The 14,905-nt window shown below is 72.4% G+C and carries 18 protein-coding genes; 11 read left to right on the forward strand and 7 right to left on the reverse strand.

Translation table 11 applies throughout. The features are described from left to right. The first annotated feature begins 5 nt into the window (after positions 1 to 5). Together AC5L3X_RS30095 and AC5L3X_RS30100 are read left to right on the forward strand one after the other, a co-directional pair. The gene (locus tag AC5L3X_RS30095) at positions 6 to 1,169 is read left to right on the forward strand and encodes a YbfB/YjiJ family MFS transporter (RefSeq protein ID WP_494861436.1); all 1,164 of its coding nucleotides are present in this window, start codon (positions 6 to 8) and stop codon (positions 1,167 to 1,169) included. Between the two features lie 177 nt (positions 1,170 to 1,346). Next, positions 1,347 to 1,889, forward strand: coding sequence for an RNA polymerase sigma factor (locus AC5L3X_RS30100; RefSeq protein WP_494861437.1), 543 nt, complete (start codon positions 1,347 to 1,349; stop codon positions 1,887 to 1,889). 84 nt (positions 1,890 to 1,973) lie between these two features. Here AC5L3X_RS30100 and AC5L3X_RS30105 read toward each other — a convergent pair whose 3' ends face one another. Beyond that, complete coding sequence (locus AC5L3X_RS30105) at positions 1,974 to 2,342, reverse strand: tyrosine-type recombinase/integrase (protein WP_494861439.1); 369 nt, start codon at positions 2,340 to 2,342, stop codon at positions 1,974 to 1,976. A 15-nt stretch (positions 2,343 to 2,357) separates the two neighbouring features. On the opposite strand from AC5L3X_RS30105, the gene AC5L3X_RS30110 reads away from it, so the two are divergent. The 4 genes from AC5L3X_RS30110 to AC5L3X_RS30125 all read left to right on the forward strand — a co-directional run bounded on the left by AC5L3X_RS30110 (position 2,358) and on the right by AC5L3X_RS30125 (position 5,474). Beyond that, on the forward strand, positions 2,358 to 2,972 hold the full coding sequence (locus AC5L3X_RS30110; protein ID WP_494861441.1) for a helix-turn-helix domain-containing protein: 615 nt from the start codon (positions 2,358 to 2,360) through the stop codon (positions 2,970 to 2,972). Positions 2,973 to 2,984: 12 nt separating this feature from the next. Further along, complete coding sequence (locus AC5L3X_RS30115; protein WP_494861443.1) at positions 2,985 to 4,397, forward strand: pyridoxal phosphate-dependent decarboxylase family protein; 1,413 nt, start codon at positions 2,985 to 2,987, stop codon at positions 4,395 to 4,397. 25 nt (positions 4,398 to 4,422) lie between these two features. Continuing rightward, on the forward strand, positions 4,423 to 4,842 hold the full coding sequence (locus AC5L3X_RS30120; protein ID WP_494861445.1) for an SRPBCC family protein: 420 nt from the start codon (positions 4,423 to 4,425) through the stop codon (positions 4,840 to 4,842). A 206-nt stretch (positions 4,843 to 5,048) separates the two neighbouring features. Then, positions 5,049 to 5,474, forward strand: a complete 426-nt coding sequence (locus AC5L3X_RS30125; RefSeq protein WP_494861447.1) for a DUF7144 family membrane protein — start codon at positions 5,049 to 5,051, stop codon at positions 5,472 to 5,474. On the opposite strand, the gene AC5L3X_RS30130 is transcribed toward AC5L3X_RS30125, so the two are convergent. Then, positions 5,391 to 6,440: a helix-turn-helix transcriptional regulator gene (locus tag AC5L3X_RS30130; protein WP_494861449.1), complete on the reverse strand. Its 1,050-nt coding sequence runs from the start codon at positions 6,438 to 6,440 to the stop codon at positions 5,391 to 5,393. The genes AC5L3X_RS30125 and AC5L3X_RS30130 overlap by 84 nt on opposite strands. 62 nt (positions 6,441 to 6,502) lie before the next feature. Here AC5L3X_RS30130 and AC5L3X_RS30135 point away from each other — a divergent pair, with 62 nt between their 5' ends. Beyond that, positions 6,503 to 7,660, forward strand: a complete 1,158-nt coding sequence (locus AC5L3X_RS30135; RefSeq protein ID WP_494861451.1) for an epoxide hydrolase family protein — start codon at positions 6,503 to 6,505, stop codon at positions 7,658 to 7,660. 162 nt (positions 7,661 to 7,822) lie between these two features. On the opposite strand, the gene AC5L3X_RS30140 is transcribed toward AC5L3X_RS30135, so the two are convergent. Beyond that, the gene (locus AC5L3X_RS30140) at positions 7,823 to 8,038 is read right to left on the reverse strand and encodes a hypothetical protein (RefSeq protein ID WP_189122637.1); all 216 of its coding nucleotides are present in this window, start codon (positions 8,036 to 8,038) and stop codon (positions 7,823 to 7,825) included. 105 nt (positions 8,039 to 8,143) lie between these two features. On the opposite strand from AC5L3X_RS30140, the gene AC5L3X_RS30145 reads away from it, so the two are divergent. The 3 genes from AC5L3X_RS30145 to AC5L3X_RS30155 are packed head-to-tail and all read left to right on the forward strand — an operon-like array spanning position 8,144 to position 9,988. Next, positions 8,144 to 8,500 carry an ArsR/SmtB family transcription factor gene (locus AC5L3X_RS30145; protein WP_189122638.1) on the forward strand — a complete coding sequence of 119 codons (357 nt, stop codon included), beginning with the start codon at positions 8,144 to 8,146 and terminating at the stop codon, positions 8,498 to 8,500. Continuing rightward, complete coding sequence (gene arsB, locus AC5L3X_RS30150) at positions 8,500 to 9,591, forward strand: ACR3 family arsenite efflux transporter (protein WP_494861452.1); 1,092 nt, start codon at positions 8,500 to 8,502, stop codon at positions 9,589 to 9,591. Before AC5L3X_RS30145 ends, arsB begins: the two co-directional genes overlap by 1 nt. Beyond that, positions 9,584 to 9,988: an arsenate reductase ArsC gene (locus tag AC5L3X_RS30155; protein ID WP_189122640.1), complete on the forward strand. Its 405-nt coding sequence runs from the start codon at positions 9,584 to 9,586 to the stop codon at positions 9,986 to 9,988. The genes arsB and AC5L3X_RS30155 overlap by 8 nt, the downstream gene beginning before the upstream one ends. Before the next feature lie 20 nt (positions 9,989 to 10,008). Here AC5L3X_RS30155 and AC5L3X_RS30160 read toward each other — a convergent pair whose 3' ends face one another. The 3 genes from AC5L3X_RS30160 to AC5L3X_RS30170 form a co-directional block, all read right to left on the reverse strand. Then, the gene (locus tag AC5L3X_RS30160) at positions 10,009 to 11,361 is read right to left on the reverse strand and encodes a serine hydrolase domain-containing protein (protein ID WP_494861453.1); all 1,353 of its coding nucleotides are present in this window, start codon (positions 11,359 to 11,361) and stop codon (positions 10,009 to 10,011) included. 17 nt (positions 11,362 to 11,378) lie between these two features. Beyond that, positions 11,379 to 12,926 carry a hypothetical protein gene (locus AC5L3X_RS30165; protein WP_494861454.1) on the reverse strand — a complete coding sequence of 516 codons (1,548 nt, stop codon included), beginning with the start codon at positions 12,924 to 12,926 and terminating at the stop codon, positions 11,379 to 11,381. A gap of 161 nt (positions 12,927 to 13,087) precedes the next feature. Next, positions 13,088 to 14,047, reverse strand: coding sequence for a CE1 family esterase (locus AC5L3X_RS30170; protein WP_494861456.1), 960 nt, complete (start codon positions 14,045 to 14,047; stop codon positions 13,088 to 13,090). 56 nt (positions 14,048 to 14,103) lie between these two features. Between AC5L3X_RS30170 and AC5L3X_RS30175 the strand changes: the two genes are divergently transcribed. Then, positions 14,104 to 14,304 carry a hypothetical protein gene (locus AC5L3X_RS30175; protein WP_494861457.1) on the forward strand — a complete coding sequence of 67 codons (201 nt, stop codon included), beginning with the start codon at positions 14,104 to 14,106 and terminating at the stop codon, positions 14,302 to 14,304. 23 nt (positions 14,305 to 14,327) lie between these two features. Here AC5L3X_RS30175 and AC5L3X_RS30180 read toward each other — a convergent pair whose 3' ends face one another. After that, entirely contained in the window at positions 14,328 to 14,891 is a 564-nt protein-coding gene (locus AC5L3X_RS30180; RefSeq protein WP_494861458.1) for a GNAT family N-acetyltransferase, read from the reverse strand. Positions 14,892 to 14,905: the final 14 nt, after the last annotated feature.

Here is a 14,905-nt window from a genome sequence, read left to right on the forward strand (position 1 = left end):
GACCGATGACGCGGACGGCGCTGAAGATGGAGCCCAGGGCGGCATGGCAGGCGGGCCGGCTGGCGCTCGGCACCGCCTCGGCGCTCGGGCTCGCGCGCTTCGCCTACGGCCTGCTCCTGCCGGCCATGCGCGAGGACCTGCGCTGGACACTGGCCGAGGCCGGAGCGATGAGCACCGCCAACGGGCTCGGCTACCTCCTGGGCGCGCTGGTCACCGCCGCGCTCGCACGCCGCATGGGCACCGCCGCCACGTTCCGCATCGGGATGGCGCTCACGGCCGTGTCGCTGGCCGCGACCGCGGCGAGCGACGCCTACCTGGCACTGCTGGCCGCACGGGTCGCGGCCGGAGCGGCGGGCGCGGCGGTGTTCGTCTCCGGCGGCGTGATCGCCTCGCGCCTCGCCGCCCGCGCGGCCTCCGGCGCGCCCATCACCGTGTACTTCGCCGGCACCGGGCTGGGCATCATCGTCAGTGGTGTGAGCATCCCCGCGCTGGGGGAGCACTGGCGCCTGGCCTGGGTCGGCCTGGCCGCCGCCGCCGCACTGGCGACCGGGGCGAGCTGGAGCGCGGCGACCACGGGCCAGGAGGCGCAGGCCGCCGCGGCAGGCCGGGCCCGGCTGCGCCCGCTGTGGGGGGCCGCCGTGGCCTACCTGCTGTTCGCCGCCGGGTACATCACCTACATCACCTTCCTGTCCGCCTACCTGGCCGACCAGCACGCCCCGCCCGGGCAGGTGATGCTCACCTGGGCGGCGCTGGGCCTGGCCGTCCTCGCGGCGCCCGCGCTGTGGAGCCGCCCCACCGCCGCGTGGCCCGCCACCCGGACCATGGCCACCCTGCTCGCCCTTCTGGCCGGCGGAGCGGCACTGGCGCTGGCGGCACCCGCGCCACCGGTCATCCTCGCCTCCGCGATCGTCTACGGGGCGACGTTCATGGGCGTGCCCGCCGCCATCACCGCCCTCATCAAGGCCAACGTCCCGTCCGCCGACTGGACCGCCACGCTGGCGGCCTTCACCACGGTGTTCGCGGCCGGGCAGACCGCCGGGCCGTGGATCGCCGGCGTGGTCGCCGATCACACCTCGACCGAGGCCACCCTGGCGTGGACCGCGATCCTGTGCGCCGCGGCCTCCGCGATCGCACAACCTCAGGCGGGACGCGCCGCAGAACCCCGCTGACGGCGATAGCGCGACGCCCGCACAAAGTCCTCCCACGCCTGGCCGCGGCGGCGGATCTCGGCGCGCACTCGTGGCCTTCACCCGAGCCTGCCGGGCGGTCGGCAGCCTCCCCGTGAACTCGTTTCCTCACTCGTGTGAAAGACAGGCGACACTCCTTCCTTGAAAAGGCCCACCCCCATGCCCCTCCGTACGACCCTGTCTGACGCCGCCCTGATCGAACGGTCGTGGCGAGATCCCAAGGATTTCGCCTTGCTGTTCGACAGGCACACAGGACACATCCACCGTTATGTGGCCCGCCGCCTCGGCGACGACACGGCCGACGACGTCGTCTCCGAGACGTTCCTCGCCGCGTTCAGGCAGCGCCGCGACTACGACACCGCCCGCCCGGAGGCCCTGCCCTGGTTGTACGGCTTCGCGACCAACTTCATCCACCGGCATCAGCGCGCCGAGACACACCGCTATAAGGCGTACTCGAAAGTGGGCGTGCTTCCCGACGCCGACGACGCCGCGGAACAAGCTCTTGAGCGGGCGAGCGCGCATGCCGTACGCCGCCCTCTGGCCCAGGCGCTCGCCTCGCTGAAGGGCCGTGACCGCGACGTCCTGTTACTCGTGGCCTGGGCCGACCTCACCTACGAGGAAGTCGCAGGCGCCCTGTCCATCCCGATCACCGACGTACTCCCGGCCTGGTCCAAGTCCCTGAAGCCGGGCGGCTGCGTCTGAGCCTGCGCCTACCGGACGGCAGGCCGATCGTTATCCGAGGGGGATGAAACGCTCTCTGGCCCCCATCGTTTTCTGCGCCGTTCCTCAGCGCCTGCGGGCGGCGGGATCACGTCCCGATTGCCAGCGTGCGAGTGCTTCGCCGGAAACTCGGGCGTAGCGGGCCATTGAGGCGACCGAGGTGTGCCCGGAGTAGGCCGGCAGGGTGGAGGTGTTGGCGCCATCCTCGGCCGCGTGGGTCAGCGCCGAGTGCCGGAGTTGGTGCAGTGTCCAACCGCCGGTGGCGGCCTCGAACAGCTCGGCCGCCCGCCGGCCGGTCAGAGCCAGACGGTGGCGAGCCAGGCGGTCGCCGCGGCGGCTGCCGGCAGGGCGATGTTGAGTCCGATCTGCCGGACCTCGCCGCGGGCGGGCCGATCCCACCGTCGAACATGCCCCTCCTCTATAGAGGATGAGCATCGCTATAGTGGAGAGATGGGTGACTTTCTCTCCAGCGGATTGTCCATGACCGAGCTGGGGGCCAGGATCCGGGCGGAGCGGCGGGCTCGCGGGATGGCTCTGGAGCGGCTCGCCGAGGTGAGCGGTGTGAGCCGGAGCATGGTGTCGGAGGTGGAGCGCGGCACCAAGACGCCGAGTGTGCTGGTGCTCGACCGGCTGGCGACCGCGCTGGGCACCTCGATCGCCCGGTTGCTGGACGAACCCGTTCGCCCTGAGGTGACGATCCTGCCGCGCGAGCGGCAGCACGTCGTACGCGACCCCTCCGGATGGGAGCGGCGCATCCTTTCTCCCGTCCTTGCGGGGGTGGAGTTCGAGTTCATGCGCACCACCCTGGAGCCCGGCGTCGATGCCGGGGAGTTCGCGCCGCATCCCCCGGGATCACACGAGTACGTGGCGGTGGAGTCAGGGCGGCTACGCCTGACCGTCGGCGGTGTGCCTCACCTTCTGGCGGCCGGGGACAGCGCCTACTTCCCCGGCGACCGGTGGCATGCCTTCGCCAACGACGCGGACGACGTGTGCGGGTACTACCTGGCCATGGCGCTGGGCCGGGCCGCCGATGCCCATCACCGGCCCACAGCACGAGAAACCTGACCGGAGGACGTGATGGACGAACTTGGGCGAGCGAGCCGGTCGGCCGCGGACCTGGCGACCGGCCACCTGGCCGCCGTGCCCGGTGGACCGGTCTGGCGGCCGGTGCCCGACGCGGACCGTTCATGGCTCACCCAGCAACCCTTGCCCGAAGCGGGCCGCCCGTTGGAGGCGCTGCTCGGCGACGTGCGTGATCGGGTGCTGCCCTACCCGATGGGCAACGGGCACCCCCGGTTCTTCGGCTGGGTCAACTCCCCGCCCTCGCCCGCCGGTGTGCTGGTCGCCCCCTTGGCCGCGGCCTTGAATCCGAGCTGCGCCGGTGGCGAGCACGCGGGCGTCCTGCTGGAGCGCACCGCCGTACGGTGGCTGGCGGAGCTGGCAGGCTTCCCGCACCAGCCGGGCGCCGGGTTGCTGACCAGCGGCGCGTCCGTGGCCACCATCGTCGCGATGGCCACGGCCCGGCAGTGGGCGACCGGGCAGGACGGCTGCGACGTGCGGGAGACGGGCCTGTACGCGTCCCGCCCGCTGACGATCTATCTGTCGGGCGAGGGGCACAGCTGCCTGCGCAAGGCGGCCGAGCTGCTGGGCCTGGGCAGCCGATACCTCCGCGTGGTCCCGGTCGACGACGCCTTCCGCATGGACACCGTCGCGCTGCGCCGCCTGATCACGGCCGACATCCGGGCCGGGTTGCGCCCGTTCTTCGTCGCGGCCAGCGCCGGCACGGTCAACACGGGCGCCGTCGACCCGCTGGAGGAAATCGCCGAGGTCGCGCGCGAGCACGGCCTGTGGTTCCACATCGACGGCGCCTACGGCGCGCTCGGCGTCCTCGCCGACGAGCCCGACCCCGGCTACGCGGGGCTGGCGCTGGCCGACTCTCTCGCGCTGGACCCGCACAAGTGGCTCGGCGTCCCCGTCGACTGCGGTTGCGTCCTGTTTCGCGATCGGTCGGGCCCACGCGGCGCCTTCAGCCTCGTGCCGTCCTACCTTCGTGACGACGGCGCCGACGAACTGGGCTGGTTCTCCGAGTACGGCCCCGAGCAGACCCGTCCCTTCCGGGCGCTGCGCGTGTGGGCCACGATCGCGCACCTCGGGCGTGCGGGTGTCGTCCGGCTGGTGCGGCGCACCACGGGTCTGGCGCGCACGCTCGCGGCCATGGTCGAGGCCGCCGACGACTTCGACCTGCTCACCCCTGCGGTCACCTCGGTCGTCGCCTTCCGTTACCGATCGCCGGTCCCGGGCATGGCCGACGTGCTGAACCAGCGCATCCCGTCGGTGGTGCAGCGTCGCGGACGCGCCTTCCTCACCGGCACCGAGCTCTGTGGCAGGGCGGCGCTGCGCGCCTGCGTCCTTCACCCGGACACCACCGAGGCCGACCTCGCCCTCCTGCTGGACGAGATCCGTGCCGCCGCCAAAGAGATCATCGATTGACCGAACCCAGGGAAGGGAGGAGCAGATGCGCCACGCCTACGCAGGCGCCGCCGTGCACGTCGACGCGTCCCCGCAGCAGGTGTTCGCGCTGGTCACGGACTGGCCGCGGCACGAGGAGTGGATGTTCCTGACCACGGCGAGAGCCACCGGCAAGGACACGGTGGAAGCCTTCACCGGCATCGGAAGGCTCGGTTTCCTGGACACGATGACGATCACCAGGTGGAACCCTCCCACCGAGGTCCGCATGCGCCACACGGGCACACTGATCCGAGGCACCGGCATCATCCGCGTCCGACCGGACGGCGAGGGCAGCCGGGTCATCTGGGCCGAGGAGCTCGAGCTGCCGTTCGGCCCGGCGGGAAGGGCGTTGTGGCCACTGGCCCGCCCGGTGATCAACGCGCTGGCGAGGCGCTCACTCCGCACACTGGCAGCACTGTTGTCCTAGACGGTCGAACCCGGGCCGCAGAAACGTACGACGAGTACACCCTCGCCAGGAACGGGCACGCCAGCACCACCAAAACCCCCAGTAACAACATTTACCTCGCCAAAAGGCTACGGCGCACTCAGATCAGTACTGTCGGAACATGGTCGGCCCACATCACCCCTCCACGGAAGGGCGTGTCAAGGGGCCCGTCTTCAGGGGGATTCGCCATGGCCTATGAGACACGGCCGCAACCGCAGCCGCAGCCCGTCACCGGCTGGGTGGGCTGGGTATGGTTCGCGGGCATCATCATGATCCTGTCGGGCCTGTTCAACGCCATCACCGGCATGTACGCCGTCATCTACGGCGACCTCTACGTCCAGACGGCCAGGCGACTACTGCTGTTCAACCTCACCGGATGGGGCTGGCTGCACCTCGCGTTCGGCATTCTGCTCATCGTCACCGGCGTCGCACTCACCATGGGGCAGACCTGGGCACGCATCGCCGCGGTCATCATCGTGATGCTCAACGCGCTGAGCCAGCTCATGTGGATCGCGATCAACCCGTGGTGGTCACTGACCGTCATCGCGGTGGACGTACTCGTCCTGTACGCGCTCATCGTGCACGGGGGAGAGACCAAGGAGGCTCGCGCCTGAACCCGCGTCGGCGGCGGCACGCAGCCGGTCGGACAGGACGCGCAGCACCGGGACGAGGCCGGGCGGATCGAGCACCTCGAACGCGAAACCCTTGACGGCGACATACAGGGCGAGATCCTCCAGCGAGTTGGAGCCGGTGTGCAGCACGCAGGCGCGGGGGCCGAGCCGCTCCAGCCGCCCGGCCGCGGGTGAGGTGCGCGGTGCCACGTCCTCCAGCGGGGCGCGGAACAGAATCCGCGCCCGGTAACGGTAGGGCGCCGAGGAGATGGCCTCCGACACGAAGGCGGCGGTGTCGCGTCCGGGCGGGGTGCGGGGGGCGAAGCGGGCGCCCGGCGGCCCGAGCGGGCCCTCGATCCGGTCGACGCGGAAGGTCCGCCAGTCGGCGCGGTCCACATCCCAGGCCACCAGATACCAGCGGCGCGGCGTGTGCACCAGGCGATGCGGCTCGACGGTCCGCGAGGCGACCCCGTCGCGTCCCGGATACCGCAGCCGCAGCCGGCGGTGGTCGCGGCAGGCTCCGGCGATCGCGGCCAGCAGGTCGGCGGCCACGCCGGAGCCGTCCCCGGCCGGCCCGGCGAGCGCGACCGTGGCGGCCTCGAAGGCGCCGACCCGGTGGCGCAGGCGCGCGGGCAGCATCTGCTGGAGCTTGGTCAGCGCCCGCACCGAGCTCTCCTCCAGCCCGGCCACGCTGCCGGTGGCGGCCGTGCGCAGCCCGATCGCCACCGCCACCGCCTCCTCGTCGTCGAGCAGCAGCGGCGGCAGGGTCGCGCCCACCCCCAGCCGGTAGCCACCCGCCACCCCGGGCGTGGCGTCGACCGGGTAGCCCAGCTCGCGCAGCCGCTCGACGTCGCGCCGCACCGTCCGGAGGCTGACCTCGAGCCGCTCGCACAGTGCGGCGCCGGTCCATTCTCCCCGCGCCTGAAGCAGCGACAGCAGACGCAGCAGGCGCGCCGAGGTTTCCAACATGCGTCCCATTCTGGCCGCCATTGGTGCCGGAACCTGACACCGATGACTTCTAGGGTCGAGCCATGACCAACGACACCTCCGTCCGGCCGTACCGGATCGACATTCCCCAGGCCGACCTCGACGACCTGCGCGAACGGCTGGCCCGCACCCGGTGGACCCCCGACCTGCCCGGCGCCGGCTGGGAGCGCGGGGTGCCGACCTCCTACCTGCGCGAGCTGGCCGACCACTGGGCCGGCGGCTACGACTGGCGGGCGCACGAGGCGGAGCTCAACTCCCACCCGCACTTCACCACCACCATCGACGGCGCGAACGTGCACTTCATGCACGTCCGCTCGGCCGAGCCGGACGCCACCCCGCTGATGCTCGTGCACGGGTGGCCGGGCTCCGTCGTGGAGTTCCTCGACCTGATCGGCCCGCTCACCGACCCGGCGGCGCACGGCGGCGACCCCGCCGACGCCTTCCACCTGGTGATCCCGTCGCTGCCCGGCTACGGCTTCTCCGGCCCGCTGCCCGGCACCGGCTGGACCGACGACCGCACCGCCTCCGCGCTGACCGAGCTGATGGCCCGGCTCGGCTACCAGCGCTACGGCGTGCAGGGCGGCGACGTCGGCGCGTTCATCGCCCCGCTGATGGGGCAGGCCGCGCCCGAGCGCGTCATCGGCGTGCACGTCAACGCCCTGCTCACGTTCCCCACGGGCGACCCGGCGGAGATGGAGTCACTGAACGAGGCCGAGCGTGAGCGGCTGGCCGGGATGGAGCAGTGGCGGGAGCGCTCCGGCGCGTACATGATGCTCCAGGGCACCCGGCCGCAGACCATCGCCCACGCGCTGCACGACTCCCCGGCGGGACAGCTGGCCTGGATCGTGGAGAAGTTCTACGAGTGGACGGATCCGGCGGCCAAGCTGCCCGAGGACGCGGTCGACCGCGACCGGATCCTCACCGATGTGAGCGTCTACTGGTTCACCGGCACCGCCGGCTCGGCCGCCCACACCTACTTCGAGCGGTTCAACGACCCCGGCATGTGGCGGCCCCTGCCGCGCGGCACGGTGCCCACGGCCGCGGCGGTGTTCACCACCGACTTCTCCGTGCGCCCGCTCGCCGAGCGGGCGCACCACGTGGTGCGCTGGACGGAGTTCGACCGCGGCGGCCACTTCGCCGCCCTGGAGGCGCCCGACCTGCTCGTCTCCGACCTGCGCGCCTTCTTCGGCACGCTCACCTGATCGGGCCGGGCGGCGCCTCACCCGTCACCGGGCGAACCTCTTCATCGGGAACCTCCGAGGAGACCCCTGGGCCGGTGTAAGACCTCAACGGGAGTCCTCTGTCGGGCGGGCGACCGGCGGTGAAGCAGGAAGCCGGCCGGCGACGGTCGGAATCCCGGTTCTTCAGGGCCGGGAGGACGTCAAGAAGGCGGGTTCGACGACCGGGTCGTGCACCACGACCCGGTTGATCATGCCGATCCGCCCGGCGTCGCGGGCGCTGAGCGAGCCGGAGGTGAACAGCACCTCCTTGGCCTTGCGGACGCCAAACTCGTAGGGGTGCTTGAAGAACTCGACGCCGTTGACGCCCATCGACACCATGGTGTCGATGCCGGCCGACATCGGTGTTCCGGCCGGCTGAGAGCAACCTCACGTGCCGAGTCGGCAGAGACGCATGTCAATATAGACAGGTAGTTATTTCGATGAATGTCTATACGGAGAGTGCGGATGGAACTGCTGGAGATCCTGGAGTGCAGCCCGCCGCTGACCCGCGAACCGCTGGACGCCGAGCAGGCGGCGGGGGTGGCGCGCGTGTTCAAGGCGCTGGGCGATCCGGTACGGCTGCGCATCCTGTCGATCGTGGCCAGCCGCGCGGGCGGCGAGGTGTGCGTGTGCGACGTCACCGGCGCGTTCGAGCTGTCCCAGCCGACCATCAGCCACCACCTGAAGGTGCTCAAGGAGGTCGGACTGCTGGCCGCCGAGCGCCGCGCGTCATGGGTGTACTACCGGCTGGTGCCCGAAACGTTGGGCGAGCTGTCGGCATTGCTGACCCCGCCCGCCACCGCACCGGCGGTTCCGCAGTGATGGCCGCCGAACCCGCACAGGCCGGCGCGCCGCCCGCCCACGTGTTCGATGCCCTGTCGAGGCTGGACCGGTTCCTGCCAGTGTGGATCATCGCGGCCATGGGGGTCGGGCTGCTGCTCGGCCGCCTGGTGCCGGGCCTGGACGCCGCGCTGGACGCCGTCAAGATCGGGGAGATCTCGCTGCCGATCGCGCTCGGCCTGTTGCTGATGATGTACCCGGTGCTGGCCAAAGTCCGCTACGACCGCCTCGGCACCGTAACCGGCGACCGCCGCCTGCTGATCGCCTCGCTGGTGCTGAACTGGGCACTCGGCCCGGCCCTCATGTTCGCGCTGGCGTGGCTCCTGCTGCCGGATTTGCCGGAGTACCGCACGGGCCTGATCATCGTCGGGCTGGCCCGGTGCATCGCCATGGTGCTCATCTGGAACGACCTGGCCTGTGGCGACCGCGAGGCCGCCGCTGTCCTGGTCGCGCTCAACTCCGTCTTCCAGGTGATCGCCTTCGGCGCGCTGGGCTGGTTCTATCTGCAGGTGCTGCCCGGCTGGCTTAGCCTGCCGGAGTCCGCGCTCGCCGTCTCGGCCTGGGACATCGCCTTCTACGTGCTCGTTTTCCTCGGAATACCGCTGCTCGCGGGCTACGCCTCTCGCAAGCTGGGCGAGCGCGCCCGCGGCCGCACCTGGTACGAGCAGCGCTTCCTGCCGCGCATCGGCCCGATCGCCCTGTACGGCCTGCTGTTCACCATCGTCATCCTGTTCGCCCTGCAAGGCCACACGATCACCTCCCAGCCCGCGGACGTGGCCCGTATCGCGCTGCCGCTGCTGGCCTACTTCGCCCTCATGTGGGGCGGCGGCTTCCTGACCGGCAAGGCGATCGGCCTGCCCTACGACCGCACCACCACCCTCGCCTTCACCGCCGCCGGCAACAACTTCGAACTGGCCATCGCGGTCGCGGTCGGCGTCTTCGGCGTCACCTCCGGCCAGGCGCTGGCCGGGGTGGTCGGCCCGCTCATCGAGGTCCCCGTCCTGGTCGCCCTCGTCTACGTCAGCCTGGCCGGCCGCCGCCTGTTCATCGCCAAGGAGCCCGCCCGTGCCTGACAAGCCCTCCGTCCTGTTCGTCTGCGTGCACAACGCCGGACGCTCCCAGATGGCCGCCGGCTGGCTCACTCATCTGGCCGGCGACCTGGTCGACGTGCGCTCCGCGGGATCCGCGCCCGCCGACCAGGTCAACCCGGTCGCGGTCGAGGCGATGCGCGAGGTCGGCATCGACATCACCAGCGAGCAGCCCAAGGTCCTCACCGTCGACGCGGTCGAGGCCTCGGATGTGGTCATCACCATGGGCTGCGGCGACGCCTGCCCAATCTTTCCTGGCAAGCGATATGAGGACTGGAAGCTCGACGACCCGGCCGGGCAGGGCATCGAGGCCGTCCGGCCGATCCGCGACGACATCCGATCCCGCACCGAGAAGCTGCTCAGCGAGCTGCTGCCTGGCTGAGATGTCCCCGCCGGCGGCGCTCAGGACTCCCAGCCGGCGACCCCGCCCGGCACGGGCGCGTCCGGATCGTAGGGCGTGCGGGTGAAGATGAACGTGTTGAGGTCGAGATGGTCGGGCGCCAGCCGCAGCGTCTCACCCGCGTAGTAGCCGTCGAGCCCCACCCAGGTGCCGTCCTGGCGCGCCACGAACCGCGAGGCCCGCCCGCCGCCGCCCGCCGGCTCCAGCGACAGCCCCCGCTCCGGCAGCAACCGCAGAACGTACGGCGCCGGCCCCCAGTGCCACACCCCCGTCATGGCCAGCAGATCGGGATCGGCCGCCACAGGCCGCCACTCGGCCGGCAGCCGCGGCTCGTACTCGTCGAGGATGCCCAGCAGGTCGGTCGGCAGGGTGCGGCTGACCCCGGAGGTCGTGTTGGCCATGAACAGCACGCCCACCCGGTCGGCCGGATCGGCCCACACCATCGACAGGAACCCGGGCATCGACCCGCCGTGCCCGGCCAGCCGCCGCCCCGCGTGCCGGGTCAGCTGCAGCCCGAGGCCGAACCCGCCGGTCCAGGCGTCACCGTCGTCGACCGTGGCGGGCTCGCGCATCTCGGCCAGCGTGTCAGGCGACAGCACACCACCGGTGTCACCCGCGACGAACGCCGCCCACCGGGCCAGGTCGTCGGCGGTGGACCACAACTGCCCGGCGGGCGCCATGGCGGCGGCGTCGTGCTCGGGCTCGGGCAGCAGCACGTCCGCGTACGGATGGACGGCGTAACCGGTCGCGTGCGGCGAGCGCGGCCGCGCGGTGGTGGCGTCCATGCCGAGCGGCTCGAGGATCTCCGCCCGCACCGCCCGCAGCCACGACACCCCGCGCAGCCGGGCGACCAGCTCACCGAGCAGCGCGAACCCGACGTTGCTGTAGTGGAAACGGCGGCCCGGCCGGTGCTTGACGTCACCCGGCCCGAGCCGCGCCAGCAGGTCGTCGACCGCGACCCCGGCCGTGCGTTCCCACCAGACCGTGGGCGGCTCGGCGGTCAGCCCGCCGGTGTGCGACAGCAACTGCGCGATCGTCAGCTCACCGGCCGGCACGTCCGGCAGATGCTTGCCCACGGGGTCGAGCAGGTCGAGCAGACCCTCGTCGCGCATCCGCATCACGACCGCGGCCACCAGCGGCTTGGTGATCGACCCCAGCCGGTACTGGGTGGCGGGCGTGGGCGCGGCGCCACCGACCCGCCCGCGCGAGCCGAACCACGCCGTGCGGCCGTCACGCACGATGGCCGCGACGATCGACGGCACCCGGCATTCGGCCTGCTCGACGGCCAGCCTGCGCAGCAACGCCCGCGCCGTCGCCTCTTCCACCTGTCCCGGCCGCTCCACATCCTGACTCATGGTCGCCCAGCCTAATCTCAGATCGGGATCAGGTCCGGCCCGATCAGCTCACCCTGGTGCGGCTGCGGGTGGGCCTGGTCGTGGAAGTAGTGGCCGGCGTACCAGACGACGACGTTGGCGCCGTGGATGCTCTCGCCGTTGACGAACCGGTCGAGCGCCGCCCGGTCGCGCGGCCCGGGATTGCCGTCGTCGAGCTCGGCCGGATGGTGGCGCAGGAACCACAGGTCGGACACCCCGTAGGCGTCGGCGGTGCCGTCGAACGGCCCGGGGTGGATCTGGTAGCCACGGCCGGACGAGCCGTCGCGCACCCGCCAGAACCGGCCCGAGCGTCGCCTGCGCGACGTCTCACGGACGATCGGCACCGGATCGGGGCTGATCGGCCCCTCGTCCAGCTGCTCCACCACGTCGCCCGCGGCGCCGCCGATGTCGAAGTCGAACCGCCAGTAGGCGTGGTGGCGATGCACCTGGCAGGTCATCGGGTTGGCGGTGGCGGCGAAGCCGAACCTCGGCTGGACGACGCCGTCGTCGCCCAGCCGCCAGTCACTGGCGTAGCGGTACCAGCCGGCCTGCAGCTCGCTGACGATCCGCAGCCGCTCACCGTCGTGATGGAGGGCGACGCCCTGGAAGTTGCCGGCATCGGTGTGCGGCCGCTCCAGGATCGTGCGGGGCGGGCCGTCACACAGCCGCCATCCCCAGCCGACCGGGTCGCGGCCGGTGGCCGAGAAACGGGTCTCGGCGCTGACGTCGTCGCGGAAGGTGGTGCCCTCCTCGTACTCGACGTTGAGGATGGGCACGTGCGCCTGCCGCAGCAGCAGCCGCCCGCGATAACGGACGTCGCGCAGCTCCACACCGCTGCCGACGCCCGGGTTCTGCGGCGCCGACGCGCGCGGCCGCACGACCAGCAGATTCCACAGCTCCGTCTCGCCCCGGACGACCCGCACCCGCACCTGGTCGGGCCCGCCGTGGTCGGCGAGCGCGTCCACCCCGACCGGCACACTGTCCTCGCAGTCGTGGTGCATGCGCACGTTCACGCCGGCCGGCGTCCAGTCGACGCCGCGGCCCATGATGTCGACCGCGACGATCCGGTGCCGCACCCCGGTCGGGTCGCCGGGCGTGTAGACGCCGAGAGTGGGACGGCGCACGGTGGTGCCGTCGGGGTTCTCCAGGTCGGCCAGCGGCGGCATCGGCCGGTAGACCACGATGTCGTCACCGGCCGGAAATCCCGGGTCGGCGCGCAGGATGGCGGCGGCCGCGGTCAGCTCGCCGCTGCCGGGCTGCGGGGTGAAGGCGCTGGGCCGCACCTCGGCCCGTTCGGGCCGGTCCAGCGTGCCGCGCAGCTCGACGGACCGGTTGCCCACCGGGTCGAAGACGCACGCGCGGAAGGGCGCGTCGTCGCCCGGGTCGTGCCCGAGAGCCGCGGCGTACGGCACGAGGAGCTCCGCCGGGTCGGCCACGTCGAGCTCGGCCAGCACGCCGGGATGCTCGGCCACGGCCTGGCGCAGCCGTTCGGCGGTCAGGCCGGCGCGCGGCACGGCCTCCAGGATGATGCGTACGTCGTCGCTCATGGCATGCCGTTCTGTTCAGGGGCCCGAGCCTGTCTTACCGGCCCCCGGTCCCGGCCGGTAGGCCCGAATCCCCGGGGTTCACAGCCAGGCGACGCGGCTCTCCGGCGCCGGGCGCCCTCGCACCGGCGGCGTGACGTCTTCGGCAGGGTCGTGTGGCGTCCTCAGCGGGGCGGCGCGGCGTCGAAGGCGTCGAGGATGGCGCCGGTGGCGTCCAGCGCGCGGGTGGTGGCGCCCAGCCGGGGCACCTCTCGCGCCCCGGGCCAGGTGTGGCCGCCGTCGCGCACGGTGTAGAGCCGCACCGTCACACCGCCCCGGCACGCCGTCCAGCCGCGCAGCCGTACCCCTCGGGCGGGAGTGCCGTCGGCGCGGCCGGTGCAGCCGAACGCGCGCGCCCAGCCGCCGGCCGCCTGCTCGACGGGCGGCAGCTTGACCAGCGCGCCCAGCTTGCGCAGCTTCTCCGAGGCGAACCGCAGGGGAGGGCCGCCCTCGTAGGGGACGACCCGGTCGGCGACCCCGTGGAAGGCGATGACCGTCGTCGGCTGCGGATCGTCGCAGGGCCGCACGATGTTGACCCCGGCGACCAGCCCGACGCCGGCCAGCCGGCCGTTCAGGGCGCACACCAGCCCGGCCGACATGCCGGCCCCCAGCGACATGCCGGCCGCGAACTCGTGGCGGCGGTCGACGCACAGGCCCTGTTCGAGCCGGTCGAGCAGCGCGCCCAGGAACCCGGTGTCGTCGGGGCCGCCCATGTGCGGCAGGGTCCAGCCGAACCTGCCCTCGGCCGACTGCGGGGTGGCCACGATGTAGCCGCGCCGCGCCCCCACGTCGGGCAACCGGCTGTAGACGGCCTGCTCGACCGCGTTGGACCCCATGCCGTGCAGGTTGAGCAGCACCGGGTGCGGGCCCAGACCGGCGGGCAGCGACAACAGGAACCTGCGCTGCAGCCCGCCAAAGGACATCAGATGCTCGCCACGCGCCAGCACCGGCCCGGCCGCGCACCCCGCCGACCCTGCCGGCGAGGCGGAGGAGGCGGGGGAGGGCGTGGCAGGGGAGGGCGGAGCCTCACCGCACCGGGCGGCCAGCGCCGCCACGAGCGCCACGCCGATCACGAGTCTGACCATCGCGCCTCCGTATAAGATCATACAAAGGACATGTCGACTCTCCCAGCGAGGTGTGGATGACCTTCTCGACGATCCTGGCGGCCGGATCTCTCGCCGCGGTGGCGGTCATCGTCGTCCGGCAAGCCTGGCTCGCCCTCTCACGCAGGTCCGTCACCCGCCGCAGGACGCCCAGCGGGATCGTGATCGAACCGCACGCGAACCCCATGCCGGGCGCTACCGACTCGTTCGGGTGCGACAGCTCCGGAGGCGGAAACTGACCGTGCCCTCACTGGCCGTCCCGTCACTGGCCGTGCTCGGCTGAGCGGCCCGCCCACTCCGCCGCCAGCAGCGACCAGACCTCGGTGTCGTGGCGGACTCCCCGGTACGGGAACTGCTCGCGCAGCACCCCGTCCAGCCGCATGCCGAGCCGCTGGGCGACGTTGCGGCTGGCGGTGTTCTCCAGGCGGGTGAGCCACTCGACCCGGCGGATGCCGCGCACGTGCACCGCCCAGTCGATGAGACGTCCCGCGGCCCGGTTGATCAGCCCCCGCCCCTGCCCGGCCGGCTCCAGCCAGCAGCCGATCTCGCAGGTGCCCGCGACGGCGTCGAAGGCCACGAACATGATCCCGCCGACGAGCGTGCCGTCCAGCCAGATGCCGTACAGCCGGCCCGCGTCACGGGCGGCCAGGTCGGCGTAGCGCTGCAGCGAGGCGCACGCCGAGTCCAGATCGGTGCTGCGGCTCGCCCACGGGACCCACGGGTCCACCGCGTCACGCGCCCGGTCCAGGTGGGCGAGGAACTCCTCGGCCTGCCACGGCTCCAACGGGCGCAACTCGGCGCCGTCCCCCAAGAAGATCGCGAACATCCGCGTACCGTACC

The sequence above is a fragment of the Nonomuraea sp. CX421 genome (genome assembly GCF_059358955.1).